Source organism: Vreelandella zhuhanensis, assembly GCF_009793355.1.
GTDB classification, from domain to species: Bacteria; Pseudomonadota; Gammaproteobacteria; order Pseudomonadales; family Halomonadaceae; genus Vreelandella; species Vreelandella zhuhanensis.
Window position 1 is genome coordinate 168,077 of record NZ_WTKP01000003.1, and the last position, 17,148, is coordinate 185,224.

The 17,148-nt window shown below is 58.5% G+C and carries 19 protein-coding genes; 13 read left to right on the forward strand and 6 right to left on the reverse strand.

Annotated elements, in window-relative coordinates; translation table 11 throughout:
• The first annotated feature begins 173 nt into the window (after positions 1 to 173).
• The 8 genes from rpsF to hemH all read left to right on the forward strand — a co-directional run bounded on the left by rpsF (position 174) and on the right by hemH (position 5,909).
• The gene (gene rpsF / locus GPM19_RS05075; protein ID WP_114486127.1) at positions 174 to 542 is read left to right on the forward strand and encodes a 30S ribosomal protein S6; all 369 of its coding nucleotides are present in this window, start codon (positions 174 to 176) and stop codon (positions 540 to 542) included.
• 33 nt (positions 543 to 575) lie between these two features.
• Positions 576 to 803: a 30S ribosomal protein S18 gene (gene rpsR / locus GPM19_RS05080; RefSeq protein WP_114486126.1), complete on the forward strand. Its 228-nt coding sequence runs from the start codon at positions 576 to 578 to the stop codon at positions 801 to 803.
• A gap of 12 nt (positions 804 to 815) precedes the next feature.
• The gene (locus tag GPM19_RS05085) at positions 816 to 1,667 is read left to right on the forward strand and encodes a hypothetical protein (protein ID WP_160417802.1); all 852 of its coding nucleotides are present in this window, start codon (positions 816 to 818) and stop codon (positions 1,665 to 1,667) included.
• A gap of 15 nt (positions 1,668 to 1,682) precedes the next feature.
• On the forward strand, positions 1,683 to 2,129 hold the full coding sequence (gene rplI / locus GPM19_RS05090) for a 50S ribosomal protein L9 (RefSeq protein ID WP_160417803.1): 447 nt from the start codon (positions 1,683 to 1,685) through the stop codon (positions 2,127 to 2,129).
• 142 nt (positions 2,130 to 2,271) lie between these two features.
• Complete coding sequence (gene dnaB / locus GPM19_RS05095; protein ID WP_160417804.1) at positions 2,272 to 3,660, forward strand: replicative DNA helicase; 1,389 nt, start codon at positions 2,272 to 2,274, stop codon at positions 3,658 to 3,660.
• A gap of 130 nt (positions 3,661 to 3,790) precedes the next feature.
• Positions 3,791 to 4,084, forward strand: a complete 294-nt coding sequence (locus tag GPM19_RS05100; protein WP_160417805.1) for a hypothetical protein — start codon at positions 3,791 to 3,793, stop codon at positions 4,082 to 4,084.
• A gap of 127 nt (positions 4,085 to 4,211) precedes the next feature.
• Complete coding sequence (locus GPM19_RS05105) at positions 4,212 to 4,514, forward strand: DUF6482 family protein (protein WP_160417806.1); 303 nt, start codon at positions 4,212 to 4,214, stop codon at positions 4,512 to 4,514.
• A 324-nt stretch (positions 4,515 to 4,838) separates the two neighbouring features.
• Positions 4,839 to 5,909, forward strand: coding sequence for a ferrochelatase (gene hemH, locus GPM19_RS05110; protein ID WP_160417807.1), 1,071 nt, complete (start codon positions 4,839 to 4,841; stop codon positions 5,907 to 5,909).
• Positions 5,910 to 5,969: 60 nt separating this feature from the next.
• On the opposite strand, the gene GPM19_RS05115 is transcribed toward hemH, so the two are convergent.
• From GPM19_RS05115 to GPM19_RS05140, 6 genes are read right to left on the reverse strand one after another with little or no spacing between them, the layout of a single operon-like run.
• Complete coding sequence (locus GPM19_RS05115; RefSeq protein WP_202114701.1) at positions 5,970 to 6,362, reverse strand: Na+/H+ antiporter subunit G; 393 nt, start codon at positions 6,360 to 6,362, stop codon at positions 5,970 to 5,972.
• A 19-nt stretch (positions 6,363 to 6,381) separates the two neighbouring features.
• The gene (locus tag GPM19_RS05120; RefSeq protein WP_114486118.1) at positions 6,382 to 6,651 is read right to left on the reverse strand and encodes a K+/H+ antiporter subunit F; all 270 of its coding nucleotides are present in this window, start codon (positions 6,649 to 6,651) and stop codon (positions 6,382 to 6,384) included.
• Positions 6,645 to 7,142, reverse strand: coding sequence for a Na+/H+ antiporter subunit E (locus tag GPM19_RS05125; RefSeq protein WP_160417808.1), 498 nt, complete (start codon positions 7,140 to 7,142; stop codon positions 6,645 to 6,647). Before GPM19_RS05125 ends, GPM19_RS05120 begins: the two co-directional genes overlap by 7 nt.
• On the reverse strand, positions 7,139 to 8,641 hold the full coding sequence (locus GPM19_RS05130) for a monovalent cation/H+ antiporter subunit D (RefSeq protein WP_160417809.1): 1,503 nt from the start codon (positions 8,639 to 8,641) through the stop codon (positions 7,139 to 7,141). Before GPM19_RS05130 ends, GPM19_RS05125 begins: the two co-directional genes overlap by 4 nt.
• Positions 8,638 to 8,970, reverse strand: coding sequence for a Na+/H+ antiporter subunit C (locus GPM19_RS05135; protein WP_160417810.1), 333 nt, complete (start codon positions 8,968 to 8,970; stop codon positions 8,638 to 8,640). The genes GPM19_RS05130 and GPM19_RS05135 overlap by 4 nt, the downstream gene beginning before the upstream one ends.
• Positions 8,970 to 11,795, reverse strand: coding sequence for a monovalent cation/H+ antiporter subunit A (locus tag GPM19_RS05140; protein WP_160417811.1), 2,826 nt, complete (start codon positions 11,793 to 11,795; stop codon positions 8,970 to 8,972). The genes GPM19_RS05135 and GPM19_RS05140 overlap by 1 nt, the downstream gene beginning before the upstream one ends.
• A 227-nt stretch (positions 11,796 to 12,022) precedes the next feature.
• Here GPM19_RS05140 and GPM19_RS05145 point away from each other — a divergent pair, with 227 nt between their 5' ends.
• From GPM19_RS05145 to GPM19_RS05165, 5 genes are read left to right on the forward strand one after another with little or no spacing between them, the layout of a single operon-like run.
• Positions 12,023 to 14,356: a putative monovalent cation/H+ antiporter subunit A gene (locus tag GPM19_RS05145; protein WP_160417812.1), complete on the forward strand. Its 2,334-nt coding sequence runs from the start codon at positions 12,023 to 12,025 to the stop codon at positions 14,354 to 14,356.
• Positions 14,349 to 14,810: a Na+/H+ antiporter subunit B gene (locus GPM19_RS05150; RefSeq protein ID WP_160417813.1), complete on the forward strand. Its 462-nt coding sequence runs from the start codon at positions 14,349 to 14,351 to the stop codon at positions 14,808 to 14,810. Before GPM19_RS05145 ends, GPM19_RS05150 begins: the two co-directional genes overlap by 8 nt.
• Positions 14,798 to 15,145 carry a Na+/H+ antiporter subunit C gene (locus GPM19_RS05155; RefSeq protein ID WP_160417814.1) on the forward strand — a complete coding sequence of 116 codons (348 nt, stop codon included), beginning with the start codon at positions 14,798 to 14,800 and terminating at the stop codon, positions 15,143 to 15,145. The genes GPM19_RS05150 and GPM19_RS05155 overlap by 13 nt, the downstream gene beginning before the upstream one ends.
• Positions 15,142 to 16,659, forward strand: coding sequence for a Na+/H+ antiporter subunit D (locus GPM19_RS05160; protein ID WP_160417815.1), 1,518 nt, complete (start codon positions 15,142 to 15,144; stop codon positions 16,657 to 16,659). The genes GPM19_RS05155 and GPM19_RS05160 overlap by 4 nt, the downstream gene beginning before the upstream one ends.
• Positions 16,656 to 17,129: a Na+/H+ antiporter subunit E gene (locus GPM19_RS05165; protein WP_160417816.1), complete on the forward strand. Its 474-nt coding sequence runs from the start codon at positions 16,656 to 16,658 to the stop codon at positions 17,127 to 17,129. The genes GPM19_RS05160 and GPM19_RS05165 overlap by 4 nt, the downstream gene beginning before the upstream one ends.
• The last annotated feature ends 19 nt before the right edge of the window (positions 17,130 to 17,148 follow it).

Consider the following 17,148-nt stretch of genomic DNA (forward strand, 5'->3'; position numbering starts at 1 on the left):
AAATGCCTGCGCCCGTTTGCCTGACAAGCGGGCGCTATTCTACTTGATGCCTCCGGCGTCTCGTCGCTTGCTGCGATGACTCGAACGGAGGCATTTCAATCACCTCCTTGCTTCCCTGTCGTGGTGCCTCGGTAGCACGCGCATTGGAAGCTGCCAAACCGCAAGGAGATCGTATGCGTCATTATGAAATCGTGTTCATGGTCCATCCGGACCAGAGCGAGCAAGTGCCGGCCATGGTCGAGCGCTATACCAGCATTGTCACCGAAAATGGTGGTACCGTGCATCGTCTGGAAGATTGGGGCCGTCGCCACCTGGCTTACCCGATCAACAAGATCCACAAGGCTCACTACGTGCTGATGAACGTCGAGTGCGGCGGCGAGACTCTCGACGAAATCGAGAACATCTTCCGTTTCAACGATGCCATCATCCGCAGCTTGGTCTTGCGCTGCAAGGAAGCTGTCACCGAAGCTTCTCCGATGATGAAGCCGGCAGAAGAAAAGCGTCCGCGTCGCGAAGACAAGCCCCGCGAAGAAACTGCCTGATTTTATTATTTGCACGTTTGAAGGAGTTATTCCATGGCACGTTTTTTCCGTCGCCGCAAGTTTTGCCGCTTCACCGCTGAAGGCGTAAAGCAGATCGATTACAAGGATCTGGATACGCTGAAAGCTTACATCACCGAAACCGGCAAGATCGTTCCAAGCCGCATCACCGGCACCAAAGCACGTTATCAGCGCCAGTTGGCGACAGCTGTAAAGCGCTCGCGTTACCTGGCGCTTCTGCCCTACTCCGATAGCCACAAGTAAGTTGCTAGCGTGATGTTGGTACTCGCCCGATGGCTGATGCGCGGCATACCCTACGCCGCCGCCGGGGCTGCTTTGGCAACCCTGGTGCCTTGGCTATTCTGGCTGGGGGCGGCAATCGCCGCCCTGGCGACGCTGCGCCATGGCCTTGTGCCGGCGCTTCCTGTGGTTATCGCCGCCGCGCTACCCGCCGGCTGGTGGTGGTCGCAGGGTGATGTGATTCCGCTTGCCAGCGTACTGCTGGTGACGCTGATGGCCGTTATTCTGCGTGAGCGAATGCGCTGGAGTGAGGCACTGATTGGTGGCTCGCTGGCTGCCTCGGCAATGATCCAGTTGGGTGTTTTCACTCCGCCGGGTGACACCCGCTTGATGCTTGAGGAGTTGCGTAAAGGCTCCCCTGAGATTGATCGCATGCTGACCGAGTTCACCAGCCAAGGGTTTGATACTCAGGTGCTGGCTGAACTGGTCATCAGTGGCGTCACCGGGTTAGTGGTATTGCTGGCATCGATAGGCTGTCTGGCACTGGCGCGCAGCTGGCAGGCCGGGCTTTATAACCCGGGAGGCTTTCGCGAGGAGTTTCACGCCTTGCGCCTGGCGCCTCGGGAACTGGCCGTTCTGCTGGTGCTGGGTGTGGGGGGCATGCTGCTGGGAATTGCGCCGTTGGCCATGCTTGGGTGGGTACCTTTGCTGATCGCTGGCATTGCGTTGGTACACGGGGTTATTGGATTAAAAGGGATGAATGGCTTGTGGTTGGTAGCGTTCTACGCGCTGCTTATCACCACATGGCCCGCGATTCTCATCGTGCTGCTGTTGGGCCTGATCGATACGCTAGCGAATTTTCGCGCACGGTTGGCTCGCAGCAACTGACAAGAGGTTTACGAGATGGAAGTCATTCTGCTCGATAAGATTGGTAAGCTGGGCGGCCTCGGTGACAAGGTCACTGTAAAGCCTGGTTATGGTCGTAACTACTTGGTGCCTTACGGCTTGGCCGTGCCGGCCACCAAGGAAAACATCGAAGCCTTCAATGCCCAGCGCTCCGAGCTCGAAGCTCAAGCTGCCGAGCGCAAGGCCGAAGCCGAAGAGCGTGCAGCACAGCTCAATGAAATCGAACTGTCCTTGACATCGAAAGCCGGTGACGAAGGCAAGCTGTTCGGTTCCATCGGTCCGCGTGATATCGCCGATGCGATTTCTTCCGCGGGTATTGATGTGGTCAAGAGCGAAGTTCGCATGCCGCAAGGTCCGATTCGTCACACCGGCGAATTCGACATCGATCTGCATCTCCATCCAGAAGTGAATGCAGTGGTGCGTGTGGTGATTGTGGCTGAATAAGCCGCTTGATCTCGCCAGACCATCAAAGGGCGCGGGCTATCCCGCGCCCTTTGTCGTTCCGGGTTTATCAACGACACCCCAGTCACTGATTTACCCCTCAGGCTACCGGTTTGAACGATATCGAGCGTTCAAGGAGCAAATGATGCAGGACAGGTCTTCTTCCGACCAGGAAACGGCAGCGCTCAAGCTGCCTCCTCATTCGTTGGAGGCGGAGCAGTCGGTTCTCGGCGGGTTGATGCTGGATAACCAGGCTTGGGACAATGTGTCGGACCGGTTGGTGGCCGATGATTTCTATCGCTACGAGCATCGCCTGGTATTCAACGTCATGACCTACATGGCGGAAGCCGGACAGCCGCTGGATGTGGTCACGCTCTCGGAGGCCCTGGAAGCACGCGACCAGCTGGATACGGTCGGTGGCCTGGCATTTCTGGCCGAACTTGCCCGCAATACCCCCTCGGCGAGCAATATTCGCGCCTACGCCGATATCGTGCGTGAGCGGGCGACGTTGCGAAAGTTGATCCGTGCCGCCAGCCAGATAGCCGATGGTGCTTTCAGCCCCCAAGGGCGTCCTGCCGATGAACTGTTGGACGAGGCCGAGCGTCTGGTCTTCCAGATCAGCGAGGAGCGGCCTAAAAGCGGTGGTCCTCTCGGCATGAGCGAGCTTTTGACCAAGGCCGTGGATCGCATTGACGAGTTGTTCAATCTCAAGGGCGAAATGACCGGCTTGTCCACCGGTTTTCGTGACCTGGACGAGATGACGACCGGCTGGCAGCCCTCGGATCTGGTGATCATTGCCGGAAGGCCTTCGATGGGCAAGACCTCCTTTGCCATGAACCTGGTGGAACACGCGGTAATTTCCAGCGATAAGGCGGTGATGGTGTTTTCCATGGAGATGCCCGCGGAATCCTTGATGCTGCGGATGCTGTCCTCCCTGGGGCGAATCGACCAGACACGTGTGCGTACTGGCCAGCTGGAAGATGAGGATTGGCCACGGCTGACCTCGGCGGTCAACCTACTTAAAGACAAGCAGCTGTTCATCGACGACACTGCGGCGCTTTCGCCCAACGAGATGCGTTCGCGCATACGCAGGGTGGTACGCGAGCACGGCAACATGGCATTGATCATGATCGATTATCTGCAGTTGATGCAGATTCCTGGTTTTTCCGAAAATCGTACCGGGGAAATCTCGGAGATTTCGCGTTCGTTAAAAGGGATGGCCAAGGAATTCGGTTGCCCGGTGGTAGCGCTTTCCCAGCTTAACCGTTCATTGGAGCAGCGTCCGAACAAGCGCCCGGTGATGTCGGATTTGCGGGAGTCCGGGGCCATCGAGCAGGATGCGGATGTGATCGCCTTCGTCTATCGTGATGAGGTATACAACCAGGACAACCCGGATAACCAGGGGCTGGCCGAATTGATTATCGGCAAGCAACGTAACGGCCCCATCGGCACGGTGCATATGGCATTTATCGGTAAATACACCCGTTTCGAGGACTTGGCCCCGGACAGCTACGGGGAAGCCTTCGGCGGTTGAGCCGATGTTGAGAGACGGTTGAGGCGCAATGGCCAAGCCGCATAATGCCCAGTCGCGAAGGGCAGGGCCGATAAGCAAACGCACGAACGAGACTGGCGTGCGAGTGGCAATCAATCAAGTGGAGAAAGCAATGGCTGGTGGTTTTCGACGGGGTAATCGTCCGCGCATTCCCAAGTTGGAAGCGCGGGGTGAGCTACAATCGCTGGAGAAGGAAGGGCCGTTCAAGGAATGGCTGGGGATGCCGGATCTTTACCGTTATCATTTGGTGGTGGAAGGCGAGGCCTACAGTTATCAGACGGAAGACAGTGAGTTGCCTGTCGCGGTCGGTGACAAGGTGGTGTTCCGCTATAAGCAGACCAAGGCGGGTAACTGGATTGACCGTAACTCATTGGGAAAGGCGATCGACCCAGCTGATTATCAGTAATATTTGATGAAGATACTTGGAACTCCCTTGCAGCATTGCCGTCATATTTGTGACACTCAACCGCAATGGAAATGTCATCAGGCACAGTCAAGCTGTGCCTGAGTTGTATTTAATGCAGGAGGGAACCATGGAGTTCAAGTCACTCAAGCCGTTCGTCAAACAGCATGATAATTTTGAAATACGGGTGATTACCCACGCCGGCAGCCGTTTCTATCAAGTGGAACTTGAAGATGTGGAAGGGCAGCGCCACATGCTGACTAATCGTAAAAAACCGATGCTATTTCGCGCGCTCGACGATGTTTACCTGGAGCTCAAGCGAGCCGGTATTCACCGTGCTTACTTGGTGCAGTATGTGCCCCAAGATGAAGTGGTCGGTCGCGAAGCCCATTATGATGCCCCTCTGACATCGCGCATGCCGCTAGTCTTTTGAGTATCTGATGGTTGTATAGCAACCTCGTTTTTTAAGGTCGTTCTCAAGACCGTTTAGCACAACGTTTAGCTTGGCGTTTTTCCCACCACTGGCCCAGCCGTACCCGGCGGCGGGCACAGAAGCGCTAACCGGCATTCGTGCCCTTATGCCACGCCCCTATCCAATACGCCCCCATCCAACATGCCGTCTGTCCAATACCAGAGGTTTAGACAAAAGCTTGTCTATTGTTATACAAATTATGTCAATAGTATAACTTTATGCCGCCGCGGTGATGAAAAATGCTAAGATTCAGTCACGGATAATGTATTTGCCTAGGAGTATTGCATGACCACGACTGTAGAGAAGGACCAGCCCGGTACAGGGCGCTTGGCGCATGCCGCCTCCGACCACCCGCCGGTGGCCCCCACCAAGGTCGGTGTGGTGCTGGCCAATCTGGGCACGCCCGATGCCACCGATTACTGGTCGATGCGACGTTACCTAGGTGAATTTCTGTCCGACAAGCGGGTGGTGGATTACGCCGATTGGAAATGGCAGCCCCTGTTGCAGCTGGTCATTCTCAGCAAGCGTCCCTTCTCTTCGGGAAAAGCGTATAAAAGTATCTGGAATATGGAAAACAACGAAAGCCCGTTATTGACCATTACCCGTGCGCAAACCGAGAAAGTGACTACGGCGCTGCACGAGCTTTACGGTGATAATGTGGTGGTGGATTTCTGCATGCGCTACGGCAATCCTTCCACCGATAGCGTGATTCGGCGACTTCAGGCCCAAGGCTGCGAAAAAATCGTGTTCTTCCCGTTATATCCGCAATACGGCTCACCGACCACCGCGACTGCCAACGATCAGGCCTTTCGCACCTTGATGAAACTCAAGTGGCAGCCCTCCATTCGTACGGTGCCGGCATATTTCGAGCACCCGGAATATCTCACGGCGCTGGCCAATTCAGTGCGGGAGGTCTATGAAAACACGGCGTCACGCCCGGAAAAATTGGTGGCCAGTTACCACGGCGTGCCCCAGCGTTATCTGATGGAAGGCGACCCCTATCATTGTCACTGCCAGAAGACCACGCGCCTGTTGAAAGAACGGCTGGGGATGGCGGATGAAGAGATCGTGACCACTTTCCAATCCAAGTTCGGGCCGGAGAAGTGGGTGGGGCCGGCTACCGTGGACTATGTGGCGGAGCTTGCCAGGCAGGGCAAGAAACATATAGCGGTGATATCCCCAGCGTTCGCCTCGGATTGTGTAGAAACGTTGGAGGAAATTCAGGAAGAGATCCGCGATAGCTTTCTGGAGGCCGGGGGCGAGACCTTCACCTATATTCCTTGTCTGAATGACCGCGACGATCATATCGCAGCCCTGACAGCAATTATCCGCAACGAACTGGGTGGCTGGCTCTAGCCAATGAAAAGGCCAATGTATCAACGACTACATTGGCCTTCTCGCTACCCATCCTGCTTGTCAGCCGTGTCCCTGATCGGGGTGCGGCACCGGCTTGTCACCGATTTCTTCATCGCGCAGCTCCGAAGGCCGGCCTTGGGTCTTGTCGACATGAGGCAGCTGCAAGTGCAGCCCGGTCTTGGCCAGCAAATGCGCGCTGACCGGGGCGGTGATGAACAAGAACAAGGTAATCAGTATTTCCTGGATATCCGGCTTGCCCTGGGCACCCCAGAAATACAGCATCGAAGCCAGCAGAATGCAGCCAATGCCCAGGGTGGTTGCCTTGGTGGGGCCGTGCAGGCGCATGTAGAAGTCGCGCAGGTGGGTCATGCCCAGCGAGCCGATAAATACGAAGATGCCGCCTGCAATCAGCAGGAAACTGATCACGCCCTCAAGAATCACGTTAATCGTCATGGAGCCTCCAAGGCCTTTTTTATTCGATGATATCGCCGCGTAGCAAGTACTTGCACACCGCTACCGTGCTGATGAAACCGAGCATGGCGATCAACAGTGCCGACTCGAAATAGGTCTTGGTGTTGAGCCACAGGCCCATCATCACAATCAAGGCAATGGAATTGACGTACATGGTGTCCAGGGCCAGCAGTCGGTCGGGAAGCGAGGGACCCACGGTGAGTCGATAGACATTCAGCAACAGCGCCAGGATCACTAGCGCCAGACTGATCTTGAGTGCGATAGCTAGCATTCATATATCTCCATAAGCGGTCGCTCGTAACGCTCGCGAATGTGATTGATAAGCGCCTCTTCGTCCTCCACATCCAAAGCGTGGATCAGCAGCGTCTTGCCATCCATGCGCAGGTTGGCCGAGACCGTTCCCGGGGTAAGGCTGATGGTATTGGCCAGCAAGGTAACCGTGAAACGCTTCTTTACCATCAGTGGATACTCAACGAAATGCGGACGCATGCGGCGCCAAGGGTTGATGATCAACCAGGCCACCTCGAGATTGGCGACGATGATATCGCCGAGTACTCGCAGAACGAAGCGCAGCAACAGCCAGGGTTGGCTGACATGCGGCTGTAGATCCCAGAAACGGTAGGTAAGCAGAGGAATGACGATCGCCAGTACGCTCCCCAGCAGAATCTGGCCGAAGGCCATGCTACGTGTCATGAGTAGCCATACCAGCAACAGCAGGATCGACAACAGAGGTGTCGGCAGCCAAGAGCGGGGCTTGATCATCGAGACTCTCCGTCGAGAAGGGCATGAATCATGCTCTGGGGGTTGGCCAATTGGACGGCGGTGGCGTGAGTGTAGTCGCTGATCGGGCCCGCCAGTACCACCAGCAGGGGGGATGCGCCCAATAACCAGACGACGCCGAACCATTGGCGGCGCGGTAACGTTTCGCCAGCGGCTTCACCGTGGCTGCGCCAGAACAGGGTGGAGCCGGCGCGGGAAAGGGCAATCATCATGCACAACCCACCGCCCAGCAAGATGGGCCACAGCCACAACCGCTGAGTGCCTTCGGCGGCTATCAGCAGAAATGCCTTGCCGATAGCGCCGGACAGCGGAGGCATGCCCGCCACCGCTATGGCCCCGAGAAAGAATAGCCCCGCCAGCCAGCCGCCCTGTTTGAGAGGGCGGCCTTTCACCAGCCGTGTTCCGGCTTTACCGCGTTGCACACCGATCAATTCGGCAAGCAGGAAGAGCCCGCCGGTCACCAGGGTGGTATGAATCAGATAATAGAGTAGCGCGGAGGTGGCCTCTACCGAGCCGATGCCGATGCCGGCCAGCAGGGTGCCGACCGAAAACAACACCAGATAGGCGACCATCAGGCGCAGATCCCGTGCCGCCAGTATACCCATGGCGGCGGCTACCAAGGTGGCCAGGGACAACCACCAGACCCAGGATTGTTCCAGTCCGGCGAGCGGCCCCGCCTGTTCGCCGAAGAGCAGCGAGTAGACCCTGAGAATCGCATAGATACCTACCTTGGTCATGATGGCGAACAGCGCCGCTACCGGGGCAGGAGCCGCGGCATAGGCACGCGGCAGCCAGAAGTAGAGGGGCAGGATGGCGGCCTTGAGGCCGAACACCACCAGCAGCATCAGGGCGCCGGCCGTCACCAGGCCGGCCCGTTCGGCAGGGAGTTCGCTGATCCGCACGGCCATATCGGCCATGTTGAGAGTGCCGGTGGCGCCGTAGAGCACGCCCACCGCAATCAGAAACAGTGAAGAGCCTGCTAGGTTGAGTACCACATAATGCACCCCGGCCTGAATGCGTGCCTTGCCGCCGCCATGCATCAGCAGGGCGTAAGAAGCCAGTAACAAGACCTCGAAAAATACGAAGAGGTTGAACAGGTCGCCGGTGAGAAAGGCACCATTGATGCCCATCAGCTGGAGCTGGAAGAGCCCATGGAAATTGCTGCCTTTCTCGTCGTCACCGCCACAGGCGAAGACCACCGCACCCAGCGCAAGCACGGCGGTCACCAATACCATCAAGGCTGACAGGCGATCGAGCACCAGAACGATACCAAAGGGAGGCTGCCAACCGCCCAGCGCGTAGTAGCTTACTTCGCCGCCGGCGGCTTGGGCCAGCAGTGCGATGCCGATCATCACCAGCAATGCAGTCGCGCCCACGCCGATCAGGCGCTTGGAGCGGGTGCCGCCCTGGCGGCGGCGCAAGGTCAGAATGCCGGCCACCAACGGCAGGACGACCGGCAGGACAATCAAATGCTGTATCACTGGCGTTCCTCCTCGCGGCCGTCGACATGATCGTTACCCGCCTCGCTGCGGGCGCGCATCGCGAGAATCACCACGAAGGCGGTCATGGCGAAGCCGATGACGATGGCCGTAAGTACCAGTGCCTGCGGCAAAGGGTCGGCATAGCTTGCGGGGCCGTCAACGATAGCGGCCCCATCGGTGGTCAGCCCACCCATGGAGAACAGAAAGAGGTTCACGGCATAGGAGAGCAAGGTCAAACCGACCACAACCGGAAAGGTGCGTCCGCGTAGTGTCAGGTAGAGACCACAGGCGGTGAGAACACCGGTGGTGATGGCGTAGAGGCCTTCCATCAACGTTTCTCCTTGGTGGAACGTTCGGTATCGCTTGATGCTGGTTGCTTGACCGGGCGGTGCGCGGTGGTGACCTTGCCCAGATTGGCCAGAATCATGAGGGTAGCTCCTACCACCGCCAGATAGACGCCTAAATCGAAAAGCATGGCGGTGGCCAATTCGAACTTACCCACCAGCGGTAGATGGAAGTAGCCGAAAGCCGAGGTCAAGAACGGCTTTCCGAACAACCAGCTGCCCAGACCGGTAAGAGTAGCGATGGCGACCCCGGCAATAGCGACCGGTTGGTAGGGAAAGTCGAGGCGGTACTGGACCCATTCGACGCCACGCGCCATGTAGACCAGGATAAGGGCCACGGCGGTGATCAGCCCGGCGATAAAGCCGCCGCCCGGCATGTTGTGTCCGCGCAGGAAGATGAAGGCCGAGACCAGCAGCGCCAGAGGTAGTATGGCCTGGGAAATGGTGGTCAGGATCATCGGATAGCAGTCCGGCGACCAGAGGCGCCCCTCGTTATCGCTGTGAGGCATGAACAAGCGCAGACGATTGAGTAGCTTGAAGATCGCCAGCCCCGCGAGGGCCAGTACGGTGATTTCACCCAGGGTATCGAAGCCGCGAAAGTCGACCAGAATCACGTTGACCACATTGTGACCGCCACCGCCGGGCACGCTGTTTTCCATGAAAAAGCCCGATATCGGGTCGTTGTCACGGGTTAGCACCGCATAGTTGAGGCTTGCGATGACCGTGCCTAGGGAGCCGGCCAGGGCTATGTCGCGCAGGTTGCGGCGTGGCGAGGACTCGCTGGCGGTTTTCTGGGGCAGAAAGAACAGCGCCAACATCAACAGAATCATGGTGACGACTTCCACCGACAGCTGCGTCAGGGCCAGGTCGGGAGCGGAGAATCGCGCGAAAGTCAGCGCGACCACCAGCCCCACGACGGAAAGCATCAGCAGCGATATCAGGCGGTGGCGGTGGGTGAGCACGGTACCGATGCCACCGAAGATCAATAGACCGGCGCCCAGCAACAGTACCCCGTCGAGAGGCTGGTTGCCCCGGCTGCCGGTAAGGGCTCCCATGCCGGCCAGGCCCAGTGTGCCCATGACCAGGGCGGCGAACAGCAACAACCCCATGTAACGTTGCAGTGAGCCGCCATCGAAGCGGGCCAGGCCGCTTTCCGCCCGGCGAGCCAGGCATTGCATGGCACTCTCGAAGACCAGGCGAGCATCCACCGGCTGGAAGCTTTTGGCAAAACTTTTCAGGTAGGGGTGACGCCAGTAGAGAGCAATACCCGCGACGATGGCCACGAAGCTCATGGCCAGCGGCAGATTGAAGCCATGCCACACTGCCAGGTAGAACGTCAGGGCTTCACCGAGCACAGCCTGGGTGGCCAGCCCCAGCAGGCCGGTGGCCAAGGCGGCAGGAAATATCCCCACCAGAACGCAAAGAACCACCAGCAATTCCACGGGTAAGCGCATCAGATGTGGCGGCTCATGAGGAGATTTCGGCGGTGCTTGGCGAGCCGGCTTGAAGAAGACTGCATATACCAGGCGTAGTGAATAAGCCACCGACAGTACGCCACCCAAGGTCGCCAGGACAGGCATTATCCAGCTCAACCCGCCCAGCACCGGTGTGACCAGCGTCTCGGTGAAGAACATTTCCTTGGAGAGAAAGCCATTGAGTAGCGGTAGCCCGGCCATGGCGGCGGCGGCCACGGTGGTCAACAGGGCGGTGACCGGCATGGCGCGCCTGAGCCCGCCGAGGTGGCCAAGCTCGCGGGTGCCGGTTTCGTGATCGATGATCCCCGTACTCATGAACAGCGCCGCCTTGAAGGTGGCATGGTTGAGTATATGAAAGAGCGCGGCGAGCACCGCCATGGGACTGCCGATGCCCAACAGCACCGTGATAAGCCCCAGATGGCTGACCGTGGAAAACGCCAGGATGGACTTGAGGTCGGTCTTGATCAAGGCGAACCAAGCGCCGTACAGCATGGTGACGATACCCACCAGCGGTACGATGACCGACCATAGCTCACTGCCGGCGATAGCCGGATGCAGTCTGGCCAGCAAGAAGATACCCGCCTTGACCATGGTGGCCGAGTGCAGATAGGCCGACACCGGCGTCGGTGCGGCCATGGCGTGGGGTAACCAGAAATGAAACGGAAACTGGGCCGATTTGGTAAAGGCGCCGAGCAGCACCAGTATCAGCATCACCGGATAAAGAGAGTCGGCAACAATCAGCTCGCCGCTGGCCAGTACCACATTCATGTCGAAGCTGCCGACCATGTTCCCCAGCAATATCAGACCGGCAAGCAAGGCCAGTCCGCCCGCGCCGGTGACGGCCAAGGCCATGCGTGCTCCTTTGCGAGCATCGCTGCGATACGACCAGAAACCGATCAGCAGGAAGGAGGAAAGGCTGGTAAGTTCCCAATAGAGCCACAGCAGCAAGAGGTTGTCGGACATGACGATCCCGACCATCGACGCCATGAACAGGATCAAATAGGCATAGAAGCGTCCGAAAGGCTCCTCCGGCGACAGGTAATAATGCGCGTAGAGAAGAATCAACAGACCGATGCCGATTATCAGCAGGTTGAAAAGCAGTGACAAGCCGTCAAGGCGAAACGCCAGGTCCAGCCCCAGGCCGGGGATCCAGTCAACGGAGAAGCGTAGTGCTTCGCCGGCGTTCAGCGCAGGCAACTGAGCGAGCGTCAGTAACAGGGCAAGGGCCGGCAGCAAGGCGGTGGCCAGAGAACAAAAATGCCGACCGCGTCGAGCGGTCAGCACAGGCACCAGTACCCCTAGCAGGGGCAGCAGGGCTATCCACAGCAATGTCATCGATCAGTCATCCTGCACGGGTCCGAAAGAAGGGTGGGTGAGAACCGTCTTGCTCACCGCAGCGTCGATAGCTCTACTGTAACGTAAAACAGCGCTTCTGGCTCCCTCCTTGCCTTTCAACATCTTGGCTCTATACAGTAAGGGTTTCTGCAGTTGTGATTCATGTCGTTGTGATTCGCCGCCTTGAGTGGGGGGTGTCGAATCGGCGCATGCCGGGAGGATGCATCATGCAACTCGCAGTGCTGGGAGGTTTTGTGGTGGCGGGGATGGCGCCCCTGCTGCATCGCTGGTTCGGTGCTCGAACACCTATGCTAATGGCGTTGTTGCCCGCGTCCTTGACGCTGTGGCTGCTGTGGCAGTGGCCGACTATCATCGCGGGAAATGTGCTGCTGTTGGAGTGGGCCTGGGTGCCGGGGCTCGATATCACCCTGACGTTTCTGATAGACGGCCTGGCTTGGCTATTTGCCATGTTGATCAGCGTGATCGGCGCACTGGTGCTGGTGTATAGCGGCGACTACCTGCGCGGCCATCAAGATCTGCCCCGCTTTTTGGTGGTGATCACCGCTTTCATGATGTCGATGCTTGGTCTGGTGCTCGCCGATAACCTAGTGACCCTGTTCGTGTTCTGGGAACTCACCAGTATTACCTCCTACCTCTTGATCGGCTTCAACCACACCGACCTTGCTGCACGCAAAGCGGCCCTCCAAGGGCTAATCGTTACCGCAGGCGGAGGCTTGGCGCTACTCGCAGGCTTCGTCATGCTGGCAGTGGCGGGAGGCAGCTGGTCACTTTCCGAGCTCATCACGCAAGGCGAGGTATTGCGCGAGCATTCGCTCTACACAGCACTGCTGATCTGTGTGTTGATTGGCGCCTTCACCAAATCGGCGCAGTTTCCGTTTCATTTCTGGCTACCCAATGCCATGGCCGCCCCGACGCCGGTGTCGGCCTATCTGCACTCGGCCACCATGGTCAAGGCAGGTATCTATCTGCTGGCTCGGCTGCATCCCGCCCTGGGGGGCACCGATACCTGGGTGATCAGCCTGTCGCTGGTGGGGGCCTTGACCATGGCGACCGGCGCCTTTCTGGCGATCCAGCACACCCATATCAAGAAAATGTTGGCGTATTCGACGATCATGGCACTGGGCACCTTGACAATGTTGTTGGGTATCGGCACCCAGGGTGCCCTGGTGGCTTTCGTGGTTTTCCTGCTGGCGCATTCGCTCTACAAGGGGGCGCTGTTCATGGTGGCCGGCATTCTCGACCATGCAACCGGCACCAAAGATGTCACCGCCATGGGCGGGCTAAGGCATGCCATGCCGTTGACTGCCGCAGCGGCTTGCATCGCCGCTCTTTCATTGGCCGGCTTGCCGCCGCTACTTGGCTTTGTGGGCAAGGAGCTGATGTTCGAGTCGGTGCTTGAAGCGAGCCATTATCAAGGCGTTATTCTGATACTGGCATTCATCGCGGCTTTTCTGACATTGGCGGTGGCGGTGATCGTCGCCTTGCGGCCCTTCTTCGGCCCGCGGCGCGAAACGCCAAAAACACCTCATGAAGCACCGCCGGCGATGCTGATTGCCCCGGTCCTGTTGGCCGAGCTGTCGCTATTGCTGGGCTTGGTCCCGGCGCTGCTGGATGGCTTGGTCGCGGCTGTCGTGACAGGCATAAGCCTTGGTGAAGTCAGGGGGGTAAAGCTGTCGCTGTGGCATGGCATCAACCTGCCGCTGTTACTTTCCCTGGCTAGCCTGGCGGCGGGAGTGCTGGTTTTTCGTTACTGGCATGCATTGCGCGCCAGACTGGCACGCCTGGAGCCGATCATGGCGCGTGGCCCGGAAGCCGGTTACGAGGCGTTGATGCGCGGCCTGGTCAATGTGGCAGAATGGCAGACGCGGCTGCTTCAGAATGGCTATATCCGTAACTATCTGGTGATGACCCTGCTGGTGTTCTTGGGGTTGGTCGGCCATGCGTTAGTGTTTCGCCACTCACCGAATATAGCGCTGTCCATAGACGTGTATTTCCACGAAGCGGTGGCGGCGGGGCTGATGGTGTCCGGTGCGATAGTGGCCTGCGTGATGCGTTCGCGTCTGGCGGCGGTGGCGGCGCTGGGGGTCATGGGTTTTTCGATCGCCCTGACCTTCGTGCTGTTCAGTGCGCCGGATCTGGCGATTACTCAGTTGCTGGTGGAAACCTTGACGGTCATTCTGCTGGTGCTGGTACTGTTTCGCTCGCCACGCTTTGCCGACCTCTCCACGCCTGTCGAGCGATTGCGTGACCTGGTGGTTGCCGTGCTCACCGGGGGGTTGACAACCCTGCTGATGCTGGCGGTATTGAACGGGGAGCGATTGCCGCGAATTTCCGATTACATGGTGGCCAACAGCCAGCCGCTTGGGCATGGCCACAATATCGTCAATGTCATCTTGGTGGATTTCCGGGCACTGGATACCTTGGGCGAGATGTTCGTTCTCGCCTTGGCGGCAATGGGGGTCTACGCCATGCTGCGTTTTCACGTCGTGGACTACGATGCCCGGCATCCCCCGACCCCCCGGGAGAATACTGATGATTAGATCAGGTACCTTGATTCTCAACGTGACGGCACGCCTGTTGCTGCCTTTGCAGCTGCTGTTTTCGGTGTTTCTGTTATTGCGGGGTCATGACGAACCGGGCGGCGGTTTCATTGCGGGTCTGGTGGGGGCGGGAGCCTTCGTGCTCTACCTTTTTGCCTACGGCAGGGCCTCGCTGCACGCCATGCTCAAGGTGACGCCTCAGGATCTGGTGGGGGCGGGGTTGTTGCTGGGAATATGCTCGACACTGCCTGCCTGGTGGTACGGCGAGCCTTTCTTTACCGCCCATTGGTGGACGGTACCGATTATCGGTTTCAAGGCGTCCACCACGCTGATCTTCGATATCGGCGTCTACCTGACAGTACTGGGATCGGTGCTGACAGCGATCACTTCGCTGGTGAGAACCGATCAGGAGGAGCATCGAGACAGTGCCGAGGAGGTGCCATGGAATCGTTGATGGCGATTGCTATCGGTATTCTTTTTGCCGCTGCCATCTACATGATGTTGCGCCGCTCCATCGTCAAGCTGGTGATTGGCCTGATGTTGCTTTCCAATGCTGCCAATCTGCTGATCTTCGTTACCGCCGGGATGACCCGTGGGGCGCCGCCGTTGGTCCCCCAGGGGCTGACGGCCCCGCCAGGTATCGTGGCCGACCCCTTGCCCCAGGCGTTGGTGCTCACGGCCATCGTGATTTCCTTCGGCGTACTCTCGTTTGCCGTGGTGCTGGTGCGTCGTGCCTGGGAGATCGTCAAGGCCGATGACCTGGACAAGATGAAGGATACCGATACGTGAACCCGCAAATCGCGCTTCCTATCCTGATCCCGCTGTTTTCGGGTGCCTTGTCATTGGTGTTCTGGCGTTCGAGGGCCGTGCAGCGAGTGATTGCCGTGGGCGGTACGGCGGCCTTGTTGCTGACGTCGCTGTGGCTGCTGGTGACGGTCAATCGTGACGGCATTCTGGTGATGCATATGGGCTCCTGGCCGGCACCTTTCGGTATCAGCCTGGTCGCCGATCTGCTGGGTGCCATCATGGTGGTGCTCACCGGAATCATCGGCTTTGCCGTGGCATTGTTTTCACTGGCGACCGTGGGCCGGGGGCATGAGGCCTATGGCTACTTCCCGTTGATGCACCTGCTTCTGGCGGGGGTCGCCGGTGCCTTTCTCACCGGGGATATCTTCAACCTTTATGTCTGGTTTGAAGTGATGTTGGTGGCTTCCTTCGCCTTGCTGATTCTGGGTAGCGAAAAGGCGCAGATGGAAGGCGCCATCAAGTACGTCACGCTCAACCTGGTGTCGTCGGTAATTTTTCTGGTCGCGGTAGGGCTGCTTTACGGCATGGTGGGAACGCTCAACATGGCCGATATCGCCCGTCGTCTGGCGACGCTCGAAAACGACGGTATGGTCGATGTGTTGGCGATGATGTTCATGGTGGCCTTCGGCATCAAGGCGGCGGCGTTTCCGTTGTTCTTCTGGCTGCCGGCTTCCTACCACACGCCGCCGGTGGCGGTCTCGGCACTGTTCGCCGGCCTGCTCACCAAGGTGGGGGTCTATGCACTGTTTCGGGTGTTCACGCTGATCTTCCATCACAGCCCGGGCTATACCCATGAGATCCTGTTGTGGGGGGCGGGGTTGACCATGCTTTCCGGCGTGCTGGGGGCGGCGGCCCAGTTCGAGTTCCGGCGAATCCTGTCGTTTCATATCGTCAGCCAGATCGGTTACATGATTCTGGGGCTGGCGCTGTTCACGCCGCTGGCGCTCATCGGCGGGGTCTTCTACATCATGCATCACATCATCGTGAAGACGAACCTCTTCCTGGTCAGTGGTATCGTGCACCGCCTGCGCGGCAGTTATGACCTCAAGAAGCTTGGTGGATTGTATAAAAGCCATCCCGGCTTGGCGGTACTGTTCTTGATCCCGGCACTATCCCTGGCCGGCATGCCGCCGCTTTCCGGTTTCTTTGCCAAGTTCATCGTGGTTCGTGCCGCCATCGAGGCCGAGGCCTACGGTGTCACCTTCATCGCGCTGCTGGTGGGGTTGCTGACGCTTTATTCGATGACCAAGATCTGGGCGGAAGTGTTCTGGAAAGCCACACCGCCGGAAGGGGATATCGTCCCCTTTCCGGCGGTTAGCCAGCGCGAGCTCTGGTTGATGTCGGCGCCGGCGGTGGGCCTGGCCGCCTGTACCCTTCTGATCGGGCTCAATGCCGAACCCTTCTATGCGCTGGCCGAAGCCTCGGCGGCGGAGCTGCTTACGCCTGAACGCTACATCGAAGCGGTGCTCGGCAAGGCAGAGGAGACAACGCCATGATCGGAGCTGCCTGGAATTTGCTGCTCGGGTTGGCCTGGATCGTGCTTAGCGGGGATTTCAGCGGGGGCAATGTCCTCGCCGGGCTAATCTTCGGCTATCTGGTGCTGGCGCTTATTCAATCCCAGGTACCGGCGCTTGACGGTTATGCCCAACGCTTGCCCCGGCTGATTTGTTTTATTGGTTTTTTCTTCAAGGAACTGCTGGTAGCTAATCTCAAGGTATCCTATGACATCGTGACGCCACCCTGGTACATGAAGCCTGGGGTAATTGCCATGCCGCTCAAGGCGCGTACCGAGTTCGAGATCGCCTTCGTCGCCAATCTGATTTCGCTGACACCGGGCACGCTCAGCCTGGATGTCTCCGATGATCGACGCGTGCTGTATATTCATGCGATGTTTCTGCATGACGAAGTGGAACTGCGCCAGGGCCTGGCCGAGCTCGAGCGTCGGGCGCTGGCGCTTTTTCACTGATTGCTTCTTGTAGATTGCT